This is a genomic window from Isoptericola hypogeus (assembly GCF_039531145.1).
Lineage (GTDB): Bacteria > Actinomycetota > Actinomycetes > Actinomycetales > Cellulomonadaceae > Isoptericola > Isoptericola hypogeus.
On sequence record NZ_BAAAPM010000003.1, the window covers coordinates 899,728 to 916,972 of the forward strand.

The 17,245-nt window shown below is 74.3% G+C and carries 15 protein-coding genes; 5 read left to right on the plus strand and 10 right to left on the minus strand.

What is annotated here, in order from left to right:
• Nucleotides 1-129: 129 nt before the first annotated feature.
• Genes ABD254_RS06325 through ABD254_RS06350 form a run of 6 tightly spaced genes read right to left on the minus strand, consistent with a single transcriptional unit; the run spans nucleotide 130 to nucleotide 8,711 of the window.
• The gene (locus ABD254_RS06325) at nucleotides 130-1,206 is read right to left on the minus strand and encodes an ABC transporter ATP-binding protein (protein ID WP_344246720.1); all 1,077 of its coding nucleotides are present in this window, start codon (nucleotides 1,204-1,206) and stop codon (nucleotides 130-132) included.
• Nucleotides 1,203-2,225, minus strand: a complete 1,023-nt coding sequence (locus ABD254_RS06330; protein WP_344246722.1) for an ABC transporter permease — start codon at nucleotides 2,223-2,225, stop codon at nucleotides 1,203-1,205. The genes ABD254_RS06325 and ABD254_RS06330 overlap by 4 nt, the downstream gene beginning before the upstream one ends.
• A 1-nt stretch (nucleotide 2,226) precedes the next feature.
• Nucleotides 2,227-3,207 (minus strand): ABC transporter permease, encoded by a 981-nt coding sequence (locus ABD254_RS06335; protein ID WP_344246724.1) that lies wholly within the window; start codon nucleotides 3,205-3,207, stop codon nucleotides 2,227-2,229.
• Nucleotides 3,204-4,301 carry an ABC transporter ATP-binding protein gene (locus tag ABD254_RS06340; protein ID WP_344246726.1) on the minus strand — a complete coding sequence of 366 codons (1,098 nt, stop codon included), beginning with the start codon at nucleotides 4,299-4,301 and terminating at the stop codon, nucleotides 3,204-3,206. The genes ABD254_RS06335 and ABD254_RS06340 overlap by 4 nt, the downstream gene beginning before the upstream one ends.
• The gene (locus tag ABD254_RS06345; protein ID WP_344246728.1) at nucleotides 4,301-5,989 is read right to left on the minus strand and encodes an ABC transporter substrate-binding protein; all 1,689 of its coding nucleotides are present in this window, start codon (nucleotides 5,987-5,989) and stop codon (nucleotides 4,301-4,303) included. The genes ABD254_RS06340 and ABD254_RS06345 overlap by 1 nt, the downstream gene beginning before the upstream one ends.
• Nucleotides 5,990-6,044: 55 nt before the next feature.
• On the minus strand, nucleotides 6,045-8,711 hold the full coding sequence (locus ABD254_RS06350) for a beta-d-glucosidase (protein ID WP_344246730.1): 2,667 nt from the start codon (nucleotides 8,709-8,711) through the stop codon (nucleotides 6,045-6,047).
• A gap of 111 nt (nucleotides 8,712-8,822) precedes the next feature.
• Between ABD254_RS06350 and ABD254_RS06355 the strand changes: the two genes are divergently transcribed.
• From ABD254_RS06355 to ABD254_RS06365, 3 genes are all read left to right on the plus strand, one after another.
• Nucleotides 8,823-9,470: a TetR/AcrR family transcriptional regulator gene (locus ABD254_RS06355; RefSeq protein WP_344246732.1), complete on the plus strand. Its 648-nt coding sequence runs from the start codon at nucleotides 8,823-8,825 to the stop codon at nucleotides 9,468-9,470.
• 29 nt (nucleotides 9,471-9,499) lie between these two features.
• On the plus strand, nucleotides 9,500-10,933 hold the full coding sequence (locus ABD254_RS06360; RefSeq protein ID WP_344246734.1) for a TrkH family potassium uptake protein: 1,434 nt from the start codon (nucleotides 9,500-9,502) through the stop codon (nucleotides 10,931-10,933).
• 103 nt (nucleotides 10,934-11,036) lie between these two features.
• Nucleotides 11,037-11,795: an alpha/beta hydrolase family protein gene (locus tag ABD254_RS06365; RefSeq protein WP_344246736.1), complete on the plus strand. Its 759-nt coding sequence runs from the start codon at nucleotides 11,037-11,039 to the stop codon at nucleotides 11,793-11,795.
• An 88-nt stretch (nucleotides 11,796-11,883) separates the two neighbouring features.
• Here ABD254_RS06365 and ABD254_RS06370 read toward each other — a convergent pair whose 3' ends face one another.
• The 4 genes from ABD254_RS06370 to ABD254_RS06385 are packed head-to-tail and all read right to left on the minus strand — an operon-like array spanning nucleotide 11,884 to nucleotide 15,353.
• Nucleotides 11,884-12,378: a hypothetical protein gene (locus ABD254_RS06370; protein WP_344246738.1), complete on the minus strand. Its 495-nt coding sequence runs from the start codon at nucleotides 12,376-12,378 to the stop codon at nucleotides 11,884-11,886.
• A 27-nt stretch (nucleotides 12,379-12,405) separates the two neighbouring features.
• Complete coding sequence (locus ABD254_RS06375) at nucleotides 12,406-14,091, minus strand: DUF7059 domain-containing protein (RefSeq protein WP_344248510.1); 1,686 nt, start codon at nucleotides 14,089-14,091, stop codon at nucleotides 12,406-12,408.
• A gap of 59 nt (nucleotides 14,092-14,150) precedes the next feature.
• Nucleotides 14,151-14,756, minus strand: a complete 606-nt coding sequence (locus tag ABD254_RS06380) for a hypothetical protein (protein WP_344246740.1) — start codon at nucleotides 14,754-14,756, stop codon at nucleotides 14,151-14,153.
• Nucleotides 14,757-14,813: 57 nt separating this feature from the next.
• Complete coding sequence (locus ABD254_RS06385) at nucleotides 14,814-15,353, minus strand: hypothetical protein (protein WP_344246742.1); 540 nt, start codon at nucleotides 15,351-15,353, stop codon at nucleotides 14,814-14,816.
• An 88-nt stretch (nucleotides 15,354-15,441) separates the two neighbouring features.
• Here ABD254_RS06385 and ABD254_RS06390 point away from each other — a divergent pair, with 88 nt between their 5' ends.
• On the plus strand, nucleotides 15,442-15,984 hold the full coding sequence (locus ABD254_RS06390) for a DinB family protein (RefSeq protein WP_344246744.1): 543 nt from the start codon (nucleotides 15,442-15,444) through the stop codon (nucleotides 15,982-15,984).
• A gap of 258 nt (nucleotides 15,985-16,242) precedes the next feature.
• Complete coding sequence (locus ABD254_RS06395; protein WP_344246746.1) at nucleotides 16,243-17,235, plus strand: hypothetical protein; 993 nt, start codon at nucleotides 16,243-16,245, stop codon at nucleotides 17,233-17,235.
• Nucleotides 17,236-17,245 lie beyond the last annotated feature (10 nt).

Genomic DNA, 17,245 nt, shown 5'->3' on the forward strand with positions numbered 1-17,245 from the left:
CGCCCACCGCAGCCACCCACCGTCGAACACCCACGTCCGCCTGCACACCGCCGCCCTTCGTCGAGACTGCGTGAAAGATAGCGGTCGGCCGGCGCAGAAACCAGACGTGACCACTCGTCGACGATCCGGTCAGCTCCGGGCGAGCTCGGGCGGGAGTGGCCCGCCCGGGCCCGAGGGGCCGTCGTCGTGCAGGTGGCACGCGACCGCCCGGCCGGCCTCGCCCGTGCGCGGCGCGCCCAGCTCGGGCCGCACCCGGCCGCACACGTCCATCGCGTGCGGGCAGCGCGGCGCGAACGGGCAGCCCGGGCCGAGCCGCTGCAGGTCCGGCGGCGCGCCGGGGATCCCCGCCAGCTCGCGCCGCGGCCCGTGCAGGGGCGGGAACGACCCGAGCAGCCCGTGGGCGTAGGGGTGCCGCGGGCGCCGGTAGACGTCGTGCGCCGCCGCCTCCTCGACGATCTCGCCGGCGTACATGATCGCGATGCGGTCGGCGACCTCCACCAACAGCGACACGTCGTGCGTGATGAGGACGACCGAGAACCCGAGGCGGTCGCGCAGCTCCGTGATCTGCTCGAGGATCTGGCGCTGCATGACGACGTCCAGCGCGGTGGTGGGCTCGTCCATGAGCAGCACCTGCGGCTCCAGGGCGAGCGCCATCGCGATCATCACGCGCTGGCGCATGCCGCCGGACAGCTGGTGCGGGTAGGCCCGCAGCCGGTCGGCCGAGATGCCGACCATCTCCAGCAGCTCCGCCGAGCGCGCCTCGAGGTCGGCCCGGGAAAGGTCCGGCCGGTGCGCCCGGATCCCGTCGGCCAGCTGGCGACCGATCCGGAACACGGGGTTGAGCGAGCTCATCGCGCCCTGGAACACGATCGCGACGTCCCGCCAGCGGGCCGCACGCAGCTCGGCGTCGGTCAGGCCGAGCACGTCCGCGCGGCGGCCCTCCCGGTCCGTGAGCCACACCTCGCCGCCGGTGATGAGCCCCGGCGGCGGCAGCAGGCGCGTGGCGGCGTACGCGAGGGTCGACTTGCCGCAGCCGGACTCGCCGGCCAGCCCGAGCACCTCGCCACGATGCAGCGTGAGGTCCACCCCGCGCAGCACGTGCGTCGGGTCGGCGCCGAAGCCGTAGTCCACCCGCAGGTCGCGGATCTCCAGCACCGGCTCGCCGGTGCGTCCGGCGGCACCGGGGGCGCTGAGCAGCTCGGTCATGGCCGGGCCTCCTTCGTCTCTCTGGCCGGCTTCTCGCGCACCACGGGCGTGAAGCCGACGCGGGGGCGGATCCGGCGGCGCCGCAGGGCGCGGGCGTGCATGCCGGTGCTGCGCAGGCGCGGGTTGACGAGCTCGTCGATCCCGAAGTTGACGAGGGTGAGCGCCATGCCGAGCAGCGCGATGCACAGCCCGGCGGGCACGAACCACCACCAGGCACCGCGCTGCAGCGCAAGGTTGTTCTGCGCCCAGAACAGGATGGTGCCCCAGTTCCAGTCGCTGACCGGCGTGATGCCGATGAATGCGAGGGTCACCTGGCTCAGGACGGCGAAGATCACCGTGCCGACGAACCCGGCGGCGATGATCGCCGTGAGGTTCGGCAGCACCTCCGCCAGCACGATGCGCCAGGTGCGCTCGCCGGCGGCCCGCGCCGCCTCGACGAAGTCGCGCCGGCGCAGCGACAGGGTCTGGGCGCGCAGCACGCGAGCGCCCCACGCCCAGCCGGTGACGCCGATGACGAGCGCCACCGTCACCCCGCCGGCGCTCGGCAGCTGCGCCGCGATGATGATGATGAGCGGCAGCTGCGGGATGACGAGGAACACGTTGGACACGGCCGAGAGCGTCTCGTCGCCGAGGCCGCCGAGGAAGCCCGCCGTGACGCCGACGACGACGCCGATGAGCGTCGCGGCGAGGCCGGCGATCAGGCCGACGACGAGCACGCCCCGCGTGCCCACGACGAGCTGCGACAGGATGTCGCGCCCCGTGTGGTCGGTGCCGAGCCAGTGCGCGCCTGACGGCGGCTGCAGCAGGTCCGTGCTGACCTGGTTGGGGTCGTAGGGGGCGATCCAAGGCCCGACGACCGCGAGGATCGCGAAGACCGCGAGGATCGCGAGTCCCGTGACGGCCTTGCCGTTGCGCAGGAAGACGAGCCGCGGCCGCTTCCCGGGGCGCGCGACGCCCGGGCCGGCGTCGTCCGCCCCGGTGGGAGCCGCGACCTCGATCGCGGTGGTGCCGGTGGCCATGTCAGCCCTCCTGCCGGGTGCGGGGGTCGAGGAACGTGTACGCGACGTCGGCCACGAGGTTGGCGACCAGCACGGACAGCGTGATGACGAGGAAGCAGCCCTGCATCAGCGGGTAGTCGTGCGTCGAGACCGCTTCGTAGAGCGTGTAGCCGATCCCCTGGTAGCTGAAGACCATCTCCATGACGAGGGTGCCGCCCACGACGAAGCCCAGGGCGAGGGCGAAGCTGGAGACCTGCGGCAGGATCGCGTTGCGCGCGGCGTAGCCCACCACGACGGCCTTCTCGGGCAGCCCCTTGGCGTGCGCCACGGTGACGTAGTCCTCGCTCGAGACGGTGACCATCATGTTGCGCATCCCGAGGATCCAGCCGGAGACCGACGACACGACGACGGTCAGGGCCGGCAGGGTGCCGTAGTAGATCACCGAGCCGACGAAGCCCCAGCTCATCGACGGCACCATGCCGCGGTCGTAGCTGCCGCTGGACGGGAACCAGCCGAGGTTGACGGCGAAGACGGCGATGGCGATGAGCCCCAGCCAGAAGTACGGCACGGCCGAGAAGAAGGTCGTGATCGGCAGCAGCGAGTCGGCCCAGGTGCCGCGGCGCCAGCCGATGCCGGTGCCGACCGCCGTGCCGAGCAGGAACGCGATGATCGTCGAGATGCCGACCAGGCCTATCGTCCACGGCAGCGCCTGCGCGACGATGTCGGCGACCGGCGTCGGGAAGTGCGTGAAGCTCAGCCCGAGGTCGCCCGCCAGCAGCAGCCGCCAGTACTCGACGTACTGCTGCCAGACGCTCAGGTCCGCGTCGAGGCCGAACAGCACGCGCAGCGACTGCTCGGCGTCCGCGTCGATCTGCCCCTGCATCCGCCCGAGCAGCGCGGTGACCGGGTCGCCGGGAAGCAGGCGCGGGATGACGAAGTTGATGGTGATGGCCGCCCACGCGGTGAACAGGTAGAACGCCGCGCGGCGGGCGAAGAACCTCACGGTGCGCTCACCTCCGGCACGTCGGGGGCGTCGTCGCGGTCGGAGAACCCCCAGCAGGCGGCCTCGCGCCGCACCCCGCCCGGCCCGGTGCCGACGTCGAGCAGCGGCGGCACCTCGGCGCGGCACAGCGCGTTCGCGAACGGGCAGCGCGGGTGGAAGCGGCACCCGGCTGGCGGGTCGACGAGGCTCGGCGGCTCGCCGCGCGCCTCGGCCCGGTCCCGCGCGACGAGGTTCTCCGGGTCGGGCGCGGACGCCACGAGGAGCCGGGTGTACGGGTGCTTCGGGTCCTGCGTGACGGACTCGCTGTCGCCGGTCTCCACGACGCGGCCCGCGTACATGACGAGCGTCGTGTCGGCGAAGTACCGCGCGGACGCGATGTCGTGGGTGATGTAGAGGATCGCCAGGTGCAGCCGGTCGCGCAGGTCCTGCAGGAGGTTGAGGATCCCGAGCCGGATCGACACGTCGAGCATCGAGATCGGCTCGTCGGCGAGCAGCACCTCGGGGTCGGCGGCGAGCGCCCGCGCGATGGCGACGCGCTGCCGCTGCCCGCCCGAGAGCTCGTGCGGGTACTTGTCCACGTACCGCTCGGCCGGGGTCAGGTGCACCCGCTCGAGCAGCGTCGTCAGCGCGGACTCGAGGCGGTCTCCGCGCAGCCGGCCCTGGTGGATCCGCACGGCGCGCGTGAGCGTGTACCGCACCGGGTGCACGGGGTTCAGGGACCCGAACGGGTCCTGGAAGATCATCTGCACGCGGCGGACGTAGCGGCGGAACGCCCGCCGACCGCGGGCCGTCGCGTCCTCGCCGTGCAGCATCAGGCGGCCGCCCGTGGCGGGCTGCAGCTGGGCGAGCAGCCGCGCGATCGTGGACTTGCCGGACCCGGACTCGCCCACGAGGGCGACCACGCGGCCACGGTGCAGGGTCAGGTCCACGCCGTCGACGGCGTGCACGACGGCGCCGCGCCGTCCGCCGGAGCCGACGGGGTAGTGCTTCGTGAGGCCGACGGTCTCGAGGACCGGCGGCTCGGACGGGCCCGGCCGGGGGCCCGTCCCCGGGGCGCCGGCGGGCGCCCCGGGGACGGAGATGTGGGTGCTCATCAGGACGCGGGCTCCAGGTTCATGACGATCTGGGCGGCCTGCACCCCGGTGGGCTGCGGCTGGTTGTACGGGTCCTCCTCGCTCGGCCAGCCGACGTAGTTCTGGGTCGAGTACTGCGCGGTGGCGGGGCGGGACCAGATGGCGATGGCCGGGACCTGCTCGACGAACGTCTTCTGGATGACGTCCATCGCGGCCTGCCGGTCGGCCTCGTCGGTGGCGGCCGCGTAGTCCGCGAACGCCGTCGTGGACGCCTCGTCCTGGAAGCGGCCGAAGTTCCACGTCGCCGGCTTGTCGAGCGGCTGGTACTGCGCGCCGTCGAACATGTCGGAGTACATGTCCCACGGGGTGGCGCCGCCGTCGGTCCAGTGCAGCGTGGCCTGGAAGTTGCCCGGCGGGATGACGTCGGCGAACCAGCCGTCCTGGTTGACCGGCTGGACCGTGGCCTCGGCGCCGAGCTGGCTCGCGGCGTTCTTGATGAGGTCGAGCGCGGTGAGGTAGTCGTTCCAGCCCGCGGGGTTCGTGAGCTCGAACGTGACCTTCTCGCCGTCCGGGTCCATGAGGGTCTCGCCCTCCCAGGTGTAGCCGGCGTCGGTGAGCAGCGCCTTGGCCCCGTCGACGTCCACGGCGAAGTCCTGCCCCGCGTACGCCTCGGAGAGGAACGCGTCGCCGGCGGGCAGGGGCAGGCCGGTGACGTTCGTCAGCGGCGGGTTGACGCCCGAGGTCGCGACGTCGACGAGCTCCTGGCGGTCGATCACCATGTTCAGCGCCTGGCGGAAGGCCAGGTCGTCGAACGGCTTGGTCTCGTTGTTGAGGAACAGCGCGTCGATGCCGAGGCCGGCCGCGGCGTACTGGTGGTAGTGCTCCGGGTCCGCGGCGATGTAGACGTTCTCGTAGTCGGCGATGAACGTCCAGCCCCACTGCGCCTCGCCGGTGGTGAGGGCGGTGGTCAGGGCGTTGTTGTCGTTGTACGAGGAGTAGCGGATCTCGGGGACCTTCGGCTGGCCGCCCCAGTAGTCGTCGCGCGCGACGACGGTGGCGGCCTGCGGCGTCCACGACTCCAGCGTGTACGGGCCGGTGCCCACCGGCTCGGTGTTGGTGAAGGTCGTCGGGTCCTCGACCTCGGACCACAGGTGCTCCGGCAGCATGAGCAGGTCCTGCAGCTTGGACTGGTTGACGTACTGCGAGGCGGTGAACGACACCGTGACGGTCGTGCCGTCCGTGGCGACCTTGTCGTACGGCAGGGCCGCGGTGTTGAGCGCCTCGTGGTCGATCCGGAGCTGGATCGAGAACGCGACGTCGTCGGCCGTGAAGTCCTCGCCGTCGGACCACGTCACGCCGGAGCGCGGCGTGATCACGGCCTCGGTGTAGTCCTCGTTCCACTCGATGCTCTCGGCCAGCCAGGGCTCGGGCTCCTCGGACGGCTTCGCCTGGTTCCGCATCATCAGCGGCTCGTAGATGACGAACGCGTAGCCGAGCGACATCGCGGACGACGACGCCGAGGTGAGCGGGTTCTGGTTCTCGGTCTGCACGCCGTTGGGCATGCCGACGGTCAGGGTCTCGGTCCCGACGCCGCCGCCGGACGAGGCGGTGGGGTCGCCGTCGCCGGTGCTGCCGCCGCCGCAGGCCGTGGCCAGCAGCGCGACCACCGCCGTACCCACGGCCGCCGAGGTGAGCTTGCGGATTCTCACGGTGTGCCTCCTTGCACGGGCCCCGCCGCGGGTCGACGGAGCGGTGGTGTTCCGGTCAGGGACGGATCTCGACGGGGACGTCGAGCCGTAGGTCGCGCACCGACCTGCCGGCGCGCAGCCGGTAGCCGCCGGGCGGTGTGGTCCAGTCGCCGGAGCCGACGTCCCACGTCTGCAGCGCGCGCCGCGGGACGCGCACCCGGGCGGTCGCCGCCTCGCCGGGCGCGGCGTCGACGACCGCGAAGCCGCCGAGCCAGCGCACCGGGCGGGCCGGGTCGGCGGCGAGGACCTCCGCGCCGGGCTCGACGTAGACCTGCACCACCTCGCGCCCGGGCCGCGGCCCGGAGTTGCGGACGGTGACCCGGACGACGACGTCGTCGCCGTCGTGCCCGGCGTGCCCGTCGTGCCCGTCGTGCCCGTCGTGCCCGTCGTGCCCGTCCAGGGTGGCGGCCTCGTACGCCCAGGTGGTCCACCCCAGCCCGTGGCCGAGCGGAGCGGCGGGCTCGGGGGCCGGCGGCGCGCCGCGCTCGGCGACCCGTCGCTCCCAGGCGCGGTAGCCCACGTCCAGGCCCTCGGCGTAGTCGACGACGCCGCCGACCGGCACGGCGTGCGGCACGGTGACGTCGTCGGCCCGGCGGGGCAGCGTCCAGGGCAGACGCCCGGACGGCTCGGTCGCGCCGGTGAGCACGTCGGCGAGCGCCGTGCCCGCCTCCTGGCCGGGCAGCCAGCCCCAGAGCACGGCGGGCGCGTCGTCGTACCAGGGCAGGACGACGGGGGCGCCGGCGTTGACGACGACGACGGTGCGCGGGTTGGCCGCGAGCACGCGGCGCACCAGCTCGTCCTGGTTGCCGGGCAGCGCCAGGTCGGCGCGGTCGAAGCCCTCGGACTCGACCTCGGGCGTGGTGCCGACCACGACGACGGCGACGTCCGCGGCCCGGGCGGCGGCCGCGGCGGCCGCCAGCTCGTCGTCGGCGGACGGCCCGGGGAGCCGGTGCACGAGCGCGCCGCGCACGAACGTGTCGTAGCCGACGGGGTGCACGACCTGCAGGTCGGCCACGAGGAGGACGCCGTCCGCCCCGCCACCGACGGGCGCCGTCTCGGCGACCGGGTGGTTGTGCCCGGAGGCGAGGATGACGTCCTCGTCGACCACGACGTCGCCGCTCGCGACCCGTCGCCCGTCCACCGTCACCCGGTGCACCCCCACCGTGCCCACGCCGAGCTCGTGCTCGCCGGGCTCGGGCAGCGCCACCCGGGCGGACACCCGGACCACGACGTCGTCGGGTCCGACGTCGCCGTACCAGCCGTCCCACGCCGTCCGCGTCTCGGCGCGGCGCACGTCGCCGTCCGCGCCCAGCACCTCGACCCGCAGGCCGGGAGCCCCCGTCACGGGGTCGGTGCACCGCGCGGCGACGTCCAGGGCGGGCGGGTTGCGCAGCGCCCGCGACCCGGCGACGACGGTCACCTCCGAGCCGGCGGGCAGCGCGGCGGCCAGGGCGTCGGCCGGGTACGACAGCCGGTCGGGCACGACGAACGACGACCCCCCGCCGGCGAAGAACGGCTCGACGGCCGACGCCCCGAGCAGCGCCACCCGCAGCGGCGCGGCGCCCGGCCGGGCGTCCTGTCCGGTGTCGGGGCCGGGGCCGACCAGCGGCATCAGACCCGCGTCGTCCTTGAGCACGACGACGGAGCGGGCGGCGAGCTCCCGCAGCAGCGCGGCGGACGCCGCCGGCGCCACGTCTCGGCCCACGCGGTCGTCCTCGTCGGGGGTCGTTCCGGGTCCACCCGGCGGGCGGAGCCGGCCGACGCGCCGCGCGAGCCGCAGCACCCGCAGCACCTTGTCGTCGAGCTCCGCCTCGGCAACCTCGCCGGCGCGGACGGCGGCGAGCAGCCCGTCGCCCCACGGGCCGTCCGGGCCGGGCATCTGCAGGTCGAGGCCGCCGCGCACGGCGGGGGCGACCGACTGCGTGGCGACCCAGTCGCTGACGACGAGCCCGTCGAAACCCCACTCCTCCTTGAGCACGCCGACCAGCAGCGGGCGGTGCTCCAGCGCGGGCGCCGCCGTCGTCCCGTCGTCGACGCCGCTGTACGCGCCCATGACGCTCCAGGCGCCGGCCTCGACGAGCCGCTCGAACGGCGCGAGGTACACCTCGCGCAGGGTGCGCGCGTCGACGCGGGCGAGGTACCGGGTGCGCTCCGTCTCGGAGTCGTTCGCCACGAAGTGCTTGACGCACATGCCGACGCCGCGGGACTGGGCCGCCGTGACGAGCGCGACGGCGAGCTCGGCGGTGAGGTGCGGGTCCTCGGAGTAGCACTCGAAGTGGCGACCGCCGACCGGCGTGCGCTGCAGGTTCACCTGGGGCGCCAGCACGAGGTGGACGCCGTGCCGCCGCGCCTCGGCGGCGAACAGCTCGCCGGCCCGCGCCGCAAGGGCGACGTCCCAGGTGGCGGCCAGGGCCGAGGGCGCGGGGAACATGGCGGAGGTGCCGCGCCCCTGCGGGTCGCGGACGCCGACCGGCCCGTCGGACATGACGACCGGCTCCAGGCCGATGCGCTCGATACCGGCCGTGGACCACATCGACGCCCCGACGACGACGGAGACCTTCTCCTCGAGGGTCAGCGCGGCCACCAGCTCGTCGAGGCGGGGGGCGCCGCCCGGCGCCGCCGTCTGAGCGGTGGTCTGCGCTGCCGCGCGCGGTGCCGTCTGGGAGGCGGTCTGCGATGACACGCGAAGGGCTCCTTCGTCCGGTTTCACGCCGGCCACGTCGTCGGCGTGCGCCCAGTGAAGCACACTTACTGACAAGTCAGTAAGTACCCCAGGTCACAGTATGGTGACGGCATGACCGACGTCAGCCGCCCCGCGCGGTCCCGGCCCTCGCGAGCGGAACGACGCGAGGAGATCTTGCGCGCAGCGACGCGCGTCTTCGGCTCGAAGGGTTATCACGCCGGGTCGCTCGTCGACGTCGCCGAGCAGGTCGGGATCACCCACGCCGGGGTCCTGCACCACTTCGGCAGCAAGGACAAGCTGCTGTGGGCCGTGCTCGAGTACCGCGACAAGATCGACGTCGAGCACCTCGAGGGACAGCACATCCCCGGCGGCCTCGACCTCTTCCGCCACCTGCTCACGACCGCGCGCCAGAACGCCGAGCGCCGCGGCATCGTCCAGGCCTACGCCGTGCTCACGGGCGAGTCCGTGACCGACGGGCATCCCGCCGCCGGCTGGGTGACCGAGCGCTTCACCGTCCTGCGCGGCGAGATCGCAGGCGCCGTGGCGCAGGTCGCGCGCGAGCGCGGCGTCGAGATCGGCGAGCGGGACGCCCGCCGGGCGGCGAGCGCCGTCATCGGCGTCATGGACGGCCTCCAGGTGCAGTGGCTGCTCGACCCGGACGACGTCGACCTCGCCCAGGAGACGGCGTTCGCCATCGAGGCGATCCTCGCCGCGGCGCTCGCCGGCCCCGACGCCCCCCGCACCGTTCCCCCCTCCTGAGTACCCCCGGGGTGCCACACTTGGCGCTCGTGCACCTCGTTCCCGTGCTGCGCCGGCTGATCCCGAGCCGCCCGCCGACCGCGTCCCATGCCTCCCCGGCCAGCCTGCGGCGACGCCCGGCGCAGATGATCACCGTCGGCTTCCTCGCCACGATCGCCGTCGGCACGGCCCTGCTCAGCCTGCCCGTCAGCGCGACCGGCCGGAACGCGAGCTTCGTCGAGGCGCTGTTCACCGCGACGTCCGCCGCCTGCGTGACCGGCCTCGCCGTCGTCGACACCGAGACGTTCTGGACCCCGTTCGGGCAGGCCGTGATCCTGGCGCTCATCCAGGTCGGCGGCTTCGGCGTGATGACGGTGGCCTCGCTGCTGGGCCTGCTGCTCTCCCGGCGGCTGGGGCTCAGCACGCGGCTCGTCGCCGCCGAGTCCACGCACGCGGTGAGCCTCGGCGACGTGCGGCGGGTGCTGGTGGGCGTGCTGCGGTTCACGGTCGTCGCGGAGCTGCTGGTGGCCGTGCTGCTCACCGCACGGTTCGCGACGACCTACGGCGAGCCGCTCGGGCACGCGGTCTGGTCGGGCGTCTTCCATGCCGTGTCGGCGTTCAACAACGCGGGCTTCTCGATCTACAGCGCCAACCTGATGCCGTTCGTCGCCGACCCGTGGGTGTGCCTGCCGATCTGCGCGGCCGTGATTCTGGGCGGCATCGGGTTCCCCGTGCTGCTCGAGCTGTGGCGCCTCGGCCGCACCCGGCGCGCTCCCGACGTGCGTCGGGACCTGTTCCGGCTCTCGCGCTGGAGCGTGCACTCGCGCCTCACGGTAGGAGTCACCGGGATCCTCCTCGTCGTGGGGACGGTGTTCTTCGTCGCCGCCGAGGGGCGCAACCCGGGCACGCTCGGTCCGCTCGACGGCCCTGGGAAGGTGCTGGCCGCCTTCACGCAGTCCGTCATGCCTCGCACGGCCGGCTTCAACTCGGTCGACATCTCGCAGCTCAACAACGGCACGTGGTTCTTCACCGACCTGCTGATGTTCGTCGGCGGCGGGTCGGCGGGCACCGCGGGCGGCATCAAGATCACGACGTTCGCCGTGCTGGCGTTCGTCATCTGGTCCGAGCTGCGCGGGGACCCGGACGTGACCGTCTTCGACCGGCGGCTGTCCCGCGCCACCCAGCGCCAGGCGCTCGCCGTCGCCCTGGTCGGCGTCGCCGCCGTCGTCCTGCCGACCCTGGCGATCACGCTCTCGACCAGTCTCTTCACCCTGGACCAGGTGCTCTACGAGGTGGTCTCCGCGTTCAGCACCACCGGCCTGTCCACCGGGATCACCGCCGACATGCAGCCGTGGCACCAGGTCGTGCTGGTGGTGCTGATGTTCCTCGGGCGGCTCGGCCCGATCACCCTCGGCACCGGGCTGGCGCTGCGCGAGCGGCAGCGGCTGTATCGGCGCCCCGAGTCCGCCGTCGTCATCGGCTGAGGCGGAGGTGCAGCGCAGGGTGGAGGCCGAGGAACGAGGCACCCGCCCGCAGCGGAACCGCAGACTCGGGCGACAGACAGGCATCGGCTGACAGGATGGGCGCATGGCCGAACGCGTGACCTTCACCAGCAGCACGGGCCCGAAGCTGGCGGGCATCCTCGACCTCCCGGACGGCGAGGTCCGCGGCTGGGGCGTGTTCGCGCACGGGTTCACGCTCGGCAAGGACTCGCCGGCGGCCGCGCGCATCTGCAAGCAGCTCGCGGCCGAGGGCATCGGCATGCTGCGGTTCGACAACCTGGGGCTCGGGGACTCCGAGGGCGACTGGGGTGACGGGTCGTTCACGGTCAAGGTCGCCGACACCGTGCTCGCGTGCGAGCTCATGGCGGCCCGCGGCACCCCGGCCCAGCTGCTGGTGGGGCACTCGTGGGGCGGGGCCGCGGCGATCGCGGCGGCGACCGAGGTCGCCGGGGTCCGGGCCGTGGTGTCGGTCTGCGCGCCGTTCGACCCGAGCCACGCCGAGGCGCAGTACGACGAGCTCGTGGATCAGGTGCTGGCGGAGGGCGTCGCGCAGTGGCACGTGGGCGACAAGCGGCTCAACCTCAAGCGCGGCATGGTCGAGGACGTGCGACAGGCCGACCTGGAGCACACCATCGGCGACCTGGGCCTGCCGCTGCTCGTCATGCACTCGCCCACCGACTCCGTCGTCGGCATCGACAACGCGAGCATGATCTTCGCCGCCGCGCGCCACCCGCGCAGCTTCGTCGCGCTCGACGGCTCGGACCACCTGCTCACCCGCCCCGGCCGGGCGCAGCGCGCGGCGCGGATCGTCAGCGCGTGGGCCGACATGTACCTGGCGCACTGACCCGTCGGCCCGCCTCAGGGCGCACGCCCGACGACGACGCCCCGGCCCTCCGCGCGGAGGCCCGGGGCGACGCATGTCGGCGGGAGGGTCAGCAGTTCTCCGCCGTGTAGGCGCTGATGTTCTGCCCCGCGGTCTGGAACTCCTCGTCCGTCAGGGCGGCCATGGCGTCGTTGACGTCCGACATGGCGTCGGCGTCGGCGGGGTCGTCGACGGCGGCCTGGAGGCTGTCAGTCATGTCGCGGAAGGTGGTCGCGAGCGTGTCCCAGTCGTCGGCGACCTCGGCCGGGGGCTCGACGCCCTCGACGGTGGTGGTCAGCTCCTCGAGCTGGTCGAGGGTCGCCTGCAGGTCGGTCGGGTCGACGTCCGCCATCGTGGTGGACATGTCCTCCAGGATGGTGGTCGCCTCGCAGATGTCGCCACCACCCTCCGCCTGCGGCGCGGGCTCGGACGCCGCGCCGTCCTCGGGGGACGAGCCGCCGTCGGACGAGCCGCCGTCCGAGCCGCCGCACGCGGCGAGCGCGAACGTCAGCAGGGCGCCCGCGGTGACAGCGGTGGTCCGGGTGATGGTCTGTCGGGTACGCATGCAGCCATCGTCCATGACCGCCCGGCGTCAGTCACGCGGGCGCAGGAAGCCGTCCCGCACGAGCCCGCGCACCGCGGGCAGCAGCTCGGCGCGCAGGTCCTCGGCCGGCACGTCGAAGAGAGCCGCGATCGCGCCGACGATCTGCCCGACGGCCAGCTCGCCGTCGCACACCCCGACGAACGCCGCCAGCCCGGTGGAAGCGTGCACGCCGCGCCCCAGCCCGTCGCCCTGGCGGACCACGATCACGTTCGGGTCGGCGGCCCCGGGGGTGAGGTGGCGCTCCTCGGTGACGTCGGGCGCGACCACGAGGTGCGCGGCGGCGAGCGCGTCGTCGTCCCGCGCGGCGAGCCAGTCGTGCGCCGCCAGCGACGCGGCGAGGTGTGCGCCGAGCGGCTGCCGCACGGAGCCTGCGTGCTCCTCGAGCCGGCGCAGGGTGGGTCGTGCACCGTCGGCGGGGCGGCGCAGCGTGACGATGCCGAAGCCGACGCCCTCGACGTCGCGCGCGGCGAAGTCGTCGAGCCATGCGCCGTACGCGGCGGCCCAGGCCGCCGGCTCGCGGTCCGGCGTCGTGCCGCCGTCGCGGATCCACGTCTCGGCGTACTCGGCCGGGTCGAGCAGCTCGCGCTGGATCACCCAGCCGTCGAGGCCCGCGTCGTCGAGCCAGGCACCCACCCGCTCGGTCCACGGCTCGCCGCGCCGGTGCTCCCAGTTGCCCAGCAGCTGCGCGACCCCGCCGGGGGCGAGCACGCCGCCGACGCCGATGATCAGGTCGCGCACCAGGTCGTCGCCGGCCCGCCCGCCGTCGCGGTACTCGTAGTCGCCGATGGCCTCCGTGACCGCGCGCCCGGCGGCGCCGGCACGGGGCGTGATGACGAACGGCGGGTTGGAGACCACGAGGTCGAACTGCTCGCCCGCGACCGGCTCCAGCATCGAGCCGTGCCGCAGCTCCACTCCCCCGGCCCCGCTCCCGGCCCCGCCGAGCATGCGGTTCGTCGGGATCCCGTCGCCGGGATCCGCACCGGCCGCATGGTCGGCGCCCGGGAAGGGCATGTTGAGCGCGACGTTGAAGCGCGCGAAGTCCAGGGCACGGCGCGAGATGTCGGTGCCCACGACGTGGCGCGCGTGCCGCGCGGCGTGCAGCGCCTGGATGCCGCAGCCGGTGCCGAGGTCGAGCACCCGGCCCACCGGCGTACGGACCGTGACCTGGGCCAGCGTGGTCGACGCGCCGCCCGCGCCGAGCACGTGATCGGCGGCGAGCCGCCCGCCCGTGGCGAGCTCGCCCAGGTCGCTGGCGAGCCACCACGCGACCTGCCCGCCGGCGTCCTCGGCGGCATACGGGTGCAGCTCGACGGCGGCCGCCACGGCGTCGCCGGGCGCCGAGCCGGCGACGCGGACGAGACCGAGCCGCCGTGCCCCGTCGGCGCCCACGCCGGGCAGCGCTCGGTCGAGGTCCGCCCGCGACACCTCGTCGCCGAGCAGGAACAGCCGGGTCAGCGCGGCCCGCGGGTCGCGCGACGCCCCGGACCCGGTGTCGATGTCGCGGCCGCCGTCCACGCCGCGGCCGCCGTCCACGCCGCGGACCGTCAGGGCCCGGCGGGCGGGGGCCGACTGTTCGCGCTCCAGCGCGGCCGACGCGACGTCGCCGAGCAGGTCGCGGACGCCGTCGACCGTGTACCCCGCCACGTCGAGGTCGGCGCGCAGGCGGGCGACGATGCGGGCGCCCTCGTCGGCGGCGCCCGTCCGGGAAGCAACACCCGGCGGGGTCGGGCCGCTCACCGGCCGCCGCACGTCGTCGCGAGGTAGTCCGTGACCGTCTGGGCCGCGGTCGTCGCCTCCGCCGTGTCGTCCGCGGTGATCGCGCCCGCCATCGCCGAGCTCACGGCGTCCGCGTCGTCCTCGTCGACGTCCTCGAACGCCGCCACGGCGTCGCCCAGGTAGTCCGCCATCGTCGTCCACGACGGAGCGACCTCCTCGGTGGGCTCCGTCGATGTCACCGCGCTGTGCCCGGCGCGGAAGCTCTCGACCAGCGCACGCGGGTGCTCCGCGCTGAGGTCCACGAGCGCGCGGTTGGTCGCGGCCCACGCCTCCTGCATCGACGCGCAACGCTTCGCGTCGACCGCGCCGTCCTTCGCGTCGACCGCGCCGTCCTTCGCGGCCGCGCTCGGCTTGGAAGCGGCAGGCTTCTTCGACGCCGACCGCGACGCCTCGCCCTCGACGCCCATGCGCAGGTCGGCGGGGACGGACACCGCGGGCGCCGGCTCGGCCACCGGCTCCGCGCCGTCCTGGGCCGCCGTGCAGCCGGCGGTCACGAGACCCACCGCCACCGCGCACGCGGCGAGGACGGGGAGGCGGGAGCGGGTGTGGCGGGGCGGACGCATCCCCCTATGGTGAACCACCGCGCGCGCGGGACGAAAGCCGCCCCGGCCGCGCGGGGCTCAGCCTGCGGCGCAGCCGGCCTTGAGGTACCGAGTGACCCGGTCGAACGCCGCGGTCATCGCCGGGGTGTCCAGCTCGTCGAGCGCACCTGCCACGGCGCCGGTCACCTCGCTGTCGCCCTTCACGTCCTCGAGCGCCGCCGCGACCGCGGCCAGGTAGTCCGACACGGTCCGCCAGTCGGCGGCGACGGGTTCGGGCGGGCTCGCCGTCGTGAGCGCGGCGGAGGCTTCCACGAACCCGCGACGCAGCGTTCCCGGGTCGTCCCCCGACATCGCGACCTGCGCCGCCGCCGCGCGCGACCACGCGACCTGCGCCTGCGCGCACGTCGCCGGCTCGACCGAGACCTCGGGCCGCGCGTCCGGCGGGGACCCGCCGCCCAGCACGTCGACGCCCAGGCCCGTGGCCACACCCAGGAGGAGTCCGACCGCCGCGCTCGCCGCGAGCGACGACCGTCGCGCCCAGCCCGGCGGGAGGGGACGTCGCAGGCCCCGGGGGGCGCCGCGGCGCCGCGCACCGCGTCGCGTCCGGGTCGCCCTCATGACCGCGAAGGCTACCGGTAGCGGCGGCGGGTCCCGGACGGCGCGGACGGCGCTTGACCCGGGGCCCAGGATCCGCCAGATTACGCGCGTGACTCGTACCGCACCCGGCATGTGGGTGGACCCCCAGCACGACCCCCGCGTGACCGGCGTCGACCCCGTCGGGGAGAAGGAGACCCTCTGGGAGTACCTGTGCCGGTACCGCATGACGCTGGTGCTCAAGTGCGAGGGCCTGGACGCGTCGCAGATGGCGCGCCGCTCCGTCGCGCCATCGACGCTCTCGCTGCTCGGGCTGGTGCGGCACCTGGCGAACGTCGAGCACCACTGGTTCCGCCGCGTGCTGCAGGGCGTCGGTGAGCGCGGCCCGTTCGAGCTGCCCGGCTACCCCGACGTCGACTTCGACGGCGCCCTGCCGGACGCCACCTGCGTCGACGAGGCGTGGCAGGCGTGGCACCGCGCGGTCGACGTCGCGGACGACTGGATGGTCGGCGAGGACCTCGAGCGCGAGCTGCCGTACGACGGCGGCACCGTCGAGGCGCGCGACGTGCTGCTGCACGTGACCGAGGAGTACGCGCGGCACATGGGGCACGCCGACCTGCTCCGCGAGTGCATCGACGGGCGCACCGGGCTGTAGAGCGACCTCCGGTCGACCCTGTCGAGCCCCTGGTCAGACCCACCTGCCATCCCGGATGCGCCCCAGCAACCGAACCTTTCGCGCATCTTGTACTGGACCTAGCGCGCACGCTGCACCTCATCTCCGCGTATCCGATCGACTGGCCGATCCCTGCCCCTCGTCGTGGCCCAGCGATGGGCGGAGTGCCCCGCACGCGGAACCCGCACCGTCCCGACCCTCCCCGCGCCGGGCGGCCTCGCCACAGGTAGCGTCCGGCCCATGGTGCGCACAGTCGTCGCGGTGCTGCTGGTGGTCCTCGCCGTGCTCGTCGCGGTCGTGACGATCCCGGCGCGGTACGTGGAGCACACGGTGCTCGACACGGAGGGCTACCTGGAGGTGGTGGGTCCGCTGGCGTCGGAGCCGGCGGTGCAGGAGGCGGTGTCGACGGCGATCACCCGCGAGGTGACCGAGCAGATCGACGTGCAGGCGCTGGTCGACGACGCCCTCTCCAACGCCGCCGGCCGCGAGCGCGTCCCCGACGCGATCACCCGGCTGTCGCCCGTCATCGGCCCTGCCCTGGCCAACCAGGTGGACACGCTGATCGCCCGCGCCGCGGACCGGCTGGTGCAGTCCCAGGCGTTCGTCACGCTGTGGATCAGCGCGAACGAGGTGGGGCACGGCACCACGGTGCGCGTCCTGGAGGACCGCACCGGCGAGTACCTGAACATCGAGGACGGCACCGTCTCGGTGCCGCTCGACCCGTTCGTGGAGGAGATCAAGCAGCGGCTCGTCGACCGCGGCGTGACGGTCGCCGAGCGGATCGAGCCGCAGGGCCGCTCGATCACCCTCTTCGAGTCGGAGGACCTCGCCACCGTCTCGGACGGGGTCCGGTGGCTCGACATCCTCACGCCCTGGCTGCCGGTGATCGTCCTGGCGTTCGTCGCGGCGGCGGCATGGGCCGCGGGAGCCGGTCGGCGGCTGCGCACGGTCGCGGTCGCCGCCGGCGTGATCGCGCTGGTCATGCTCGTGCTGCAGCTCGGCGTCCTGATCGGCAACAACCGTGCGTTGGGCGCCCTGACGCTGCAGGAGACCGGGCTCGAGGCCGTGCGGCTCGCCCTCGACGCGTTCCTCGCGCCGCTGCGAGGCGAGATCTGGCGCGTGTTCTGGGTGTCCGCCGTCGTGAGCGTCGTGTGCTTCGCCTGGCCGTGGGCTTACCCGCGCGGGCGGCGGCTGGTGGCGTCCCGGCGGGAGCCCGCCGCCCCCACTGCCTGACCGCCGGGTC

What these genes read in the sequence shown, in the direction of transcription:
- ABD254_RS06385 (WP_344246742.1), bottom strand. Translation starts at nt 15,353, where the DNA reads ATGAGGGCGACCCGGACGCGACGCGGTGCGCGGCGCCGCGGCGCCCCC.
- ABD254_RS06370 (WP_344246738.1), bottom strand. Translation starts at nt 12,378, where the DNA reads ATGCGTACCCGACAGACCATCACCCGGACCACCGCTGTCACCGCGGGC.
- ABD254_RS06395 (WP_344246746.1), top strand. Translation starts at nt 16,243, where the DNA reads ATGGTGCGCACAGTCGTCGCGGTGCTGCTGGTGGTCCTCGCCGTGCTC.
- ABD254_RS06380 (WP_344246740.1), bottom strand. Translation starts at nt 14,756, where the DNA reads ATGCGTCCGCCCCGCCACACCCGCTCCCGCCTCCCCGTCCTCGCCGCG.
- ABD254_RS06325 (WP_344246720.1), bottom strand. Translation starts at nt 1,206, where the DNA reads ATGACCGAGCTGCTCAGCGCCCCCGGTGCCGCCGGACGCACCGGCGAG.
- ABD254_RS06340 (WP_344246726.1), bottom strand. Translation starts at nt 4,301, where the DNA reads ATGAGCACCCACATCTCCGTCCCCGGGGCGCCCGCCGGCGCCCCGGGG.
- ABD254_RS06330 (WP_344246722.1), bottom strand. Translation starts at nt 2,225, where the DNA reads ATGGCCACCGGCACCACCGCGATCGAGGTCGCGGCTCCCACCGGGGCG.
- ABD254_RS06355 (WP_344246732.1), top strand. Translation starts at nt 8,823, where the DNA reads ATGACCGACGTCAGCCGCCCCGCGCGGTCCCGGCCCTCGCGAGCGGAA.
- ABD254_RS06365 (WP_344246736.1), top strand. Translation starts at nt 11,037, where the DNA reads ATGGCCGAACGCGTGACCTTCACCAGCAGCACGGGCCCGAAGCTGGCG.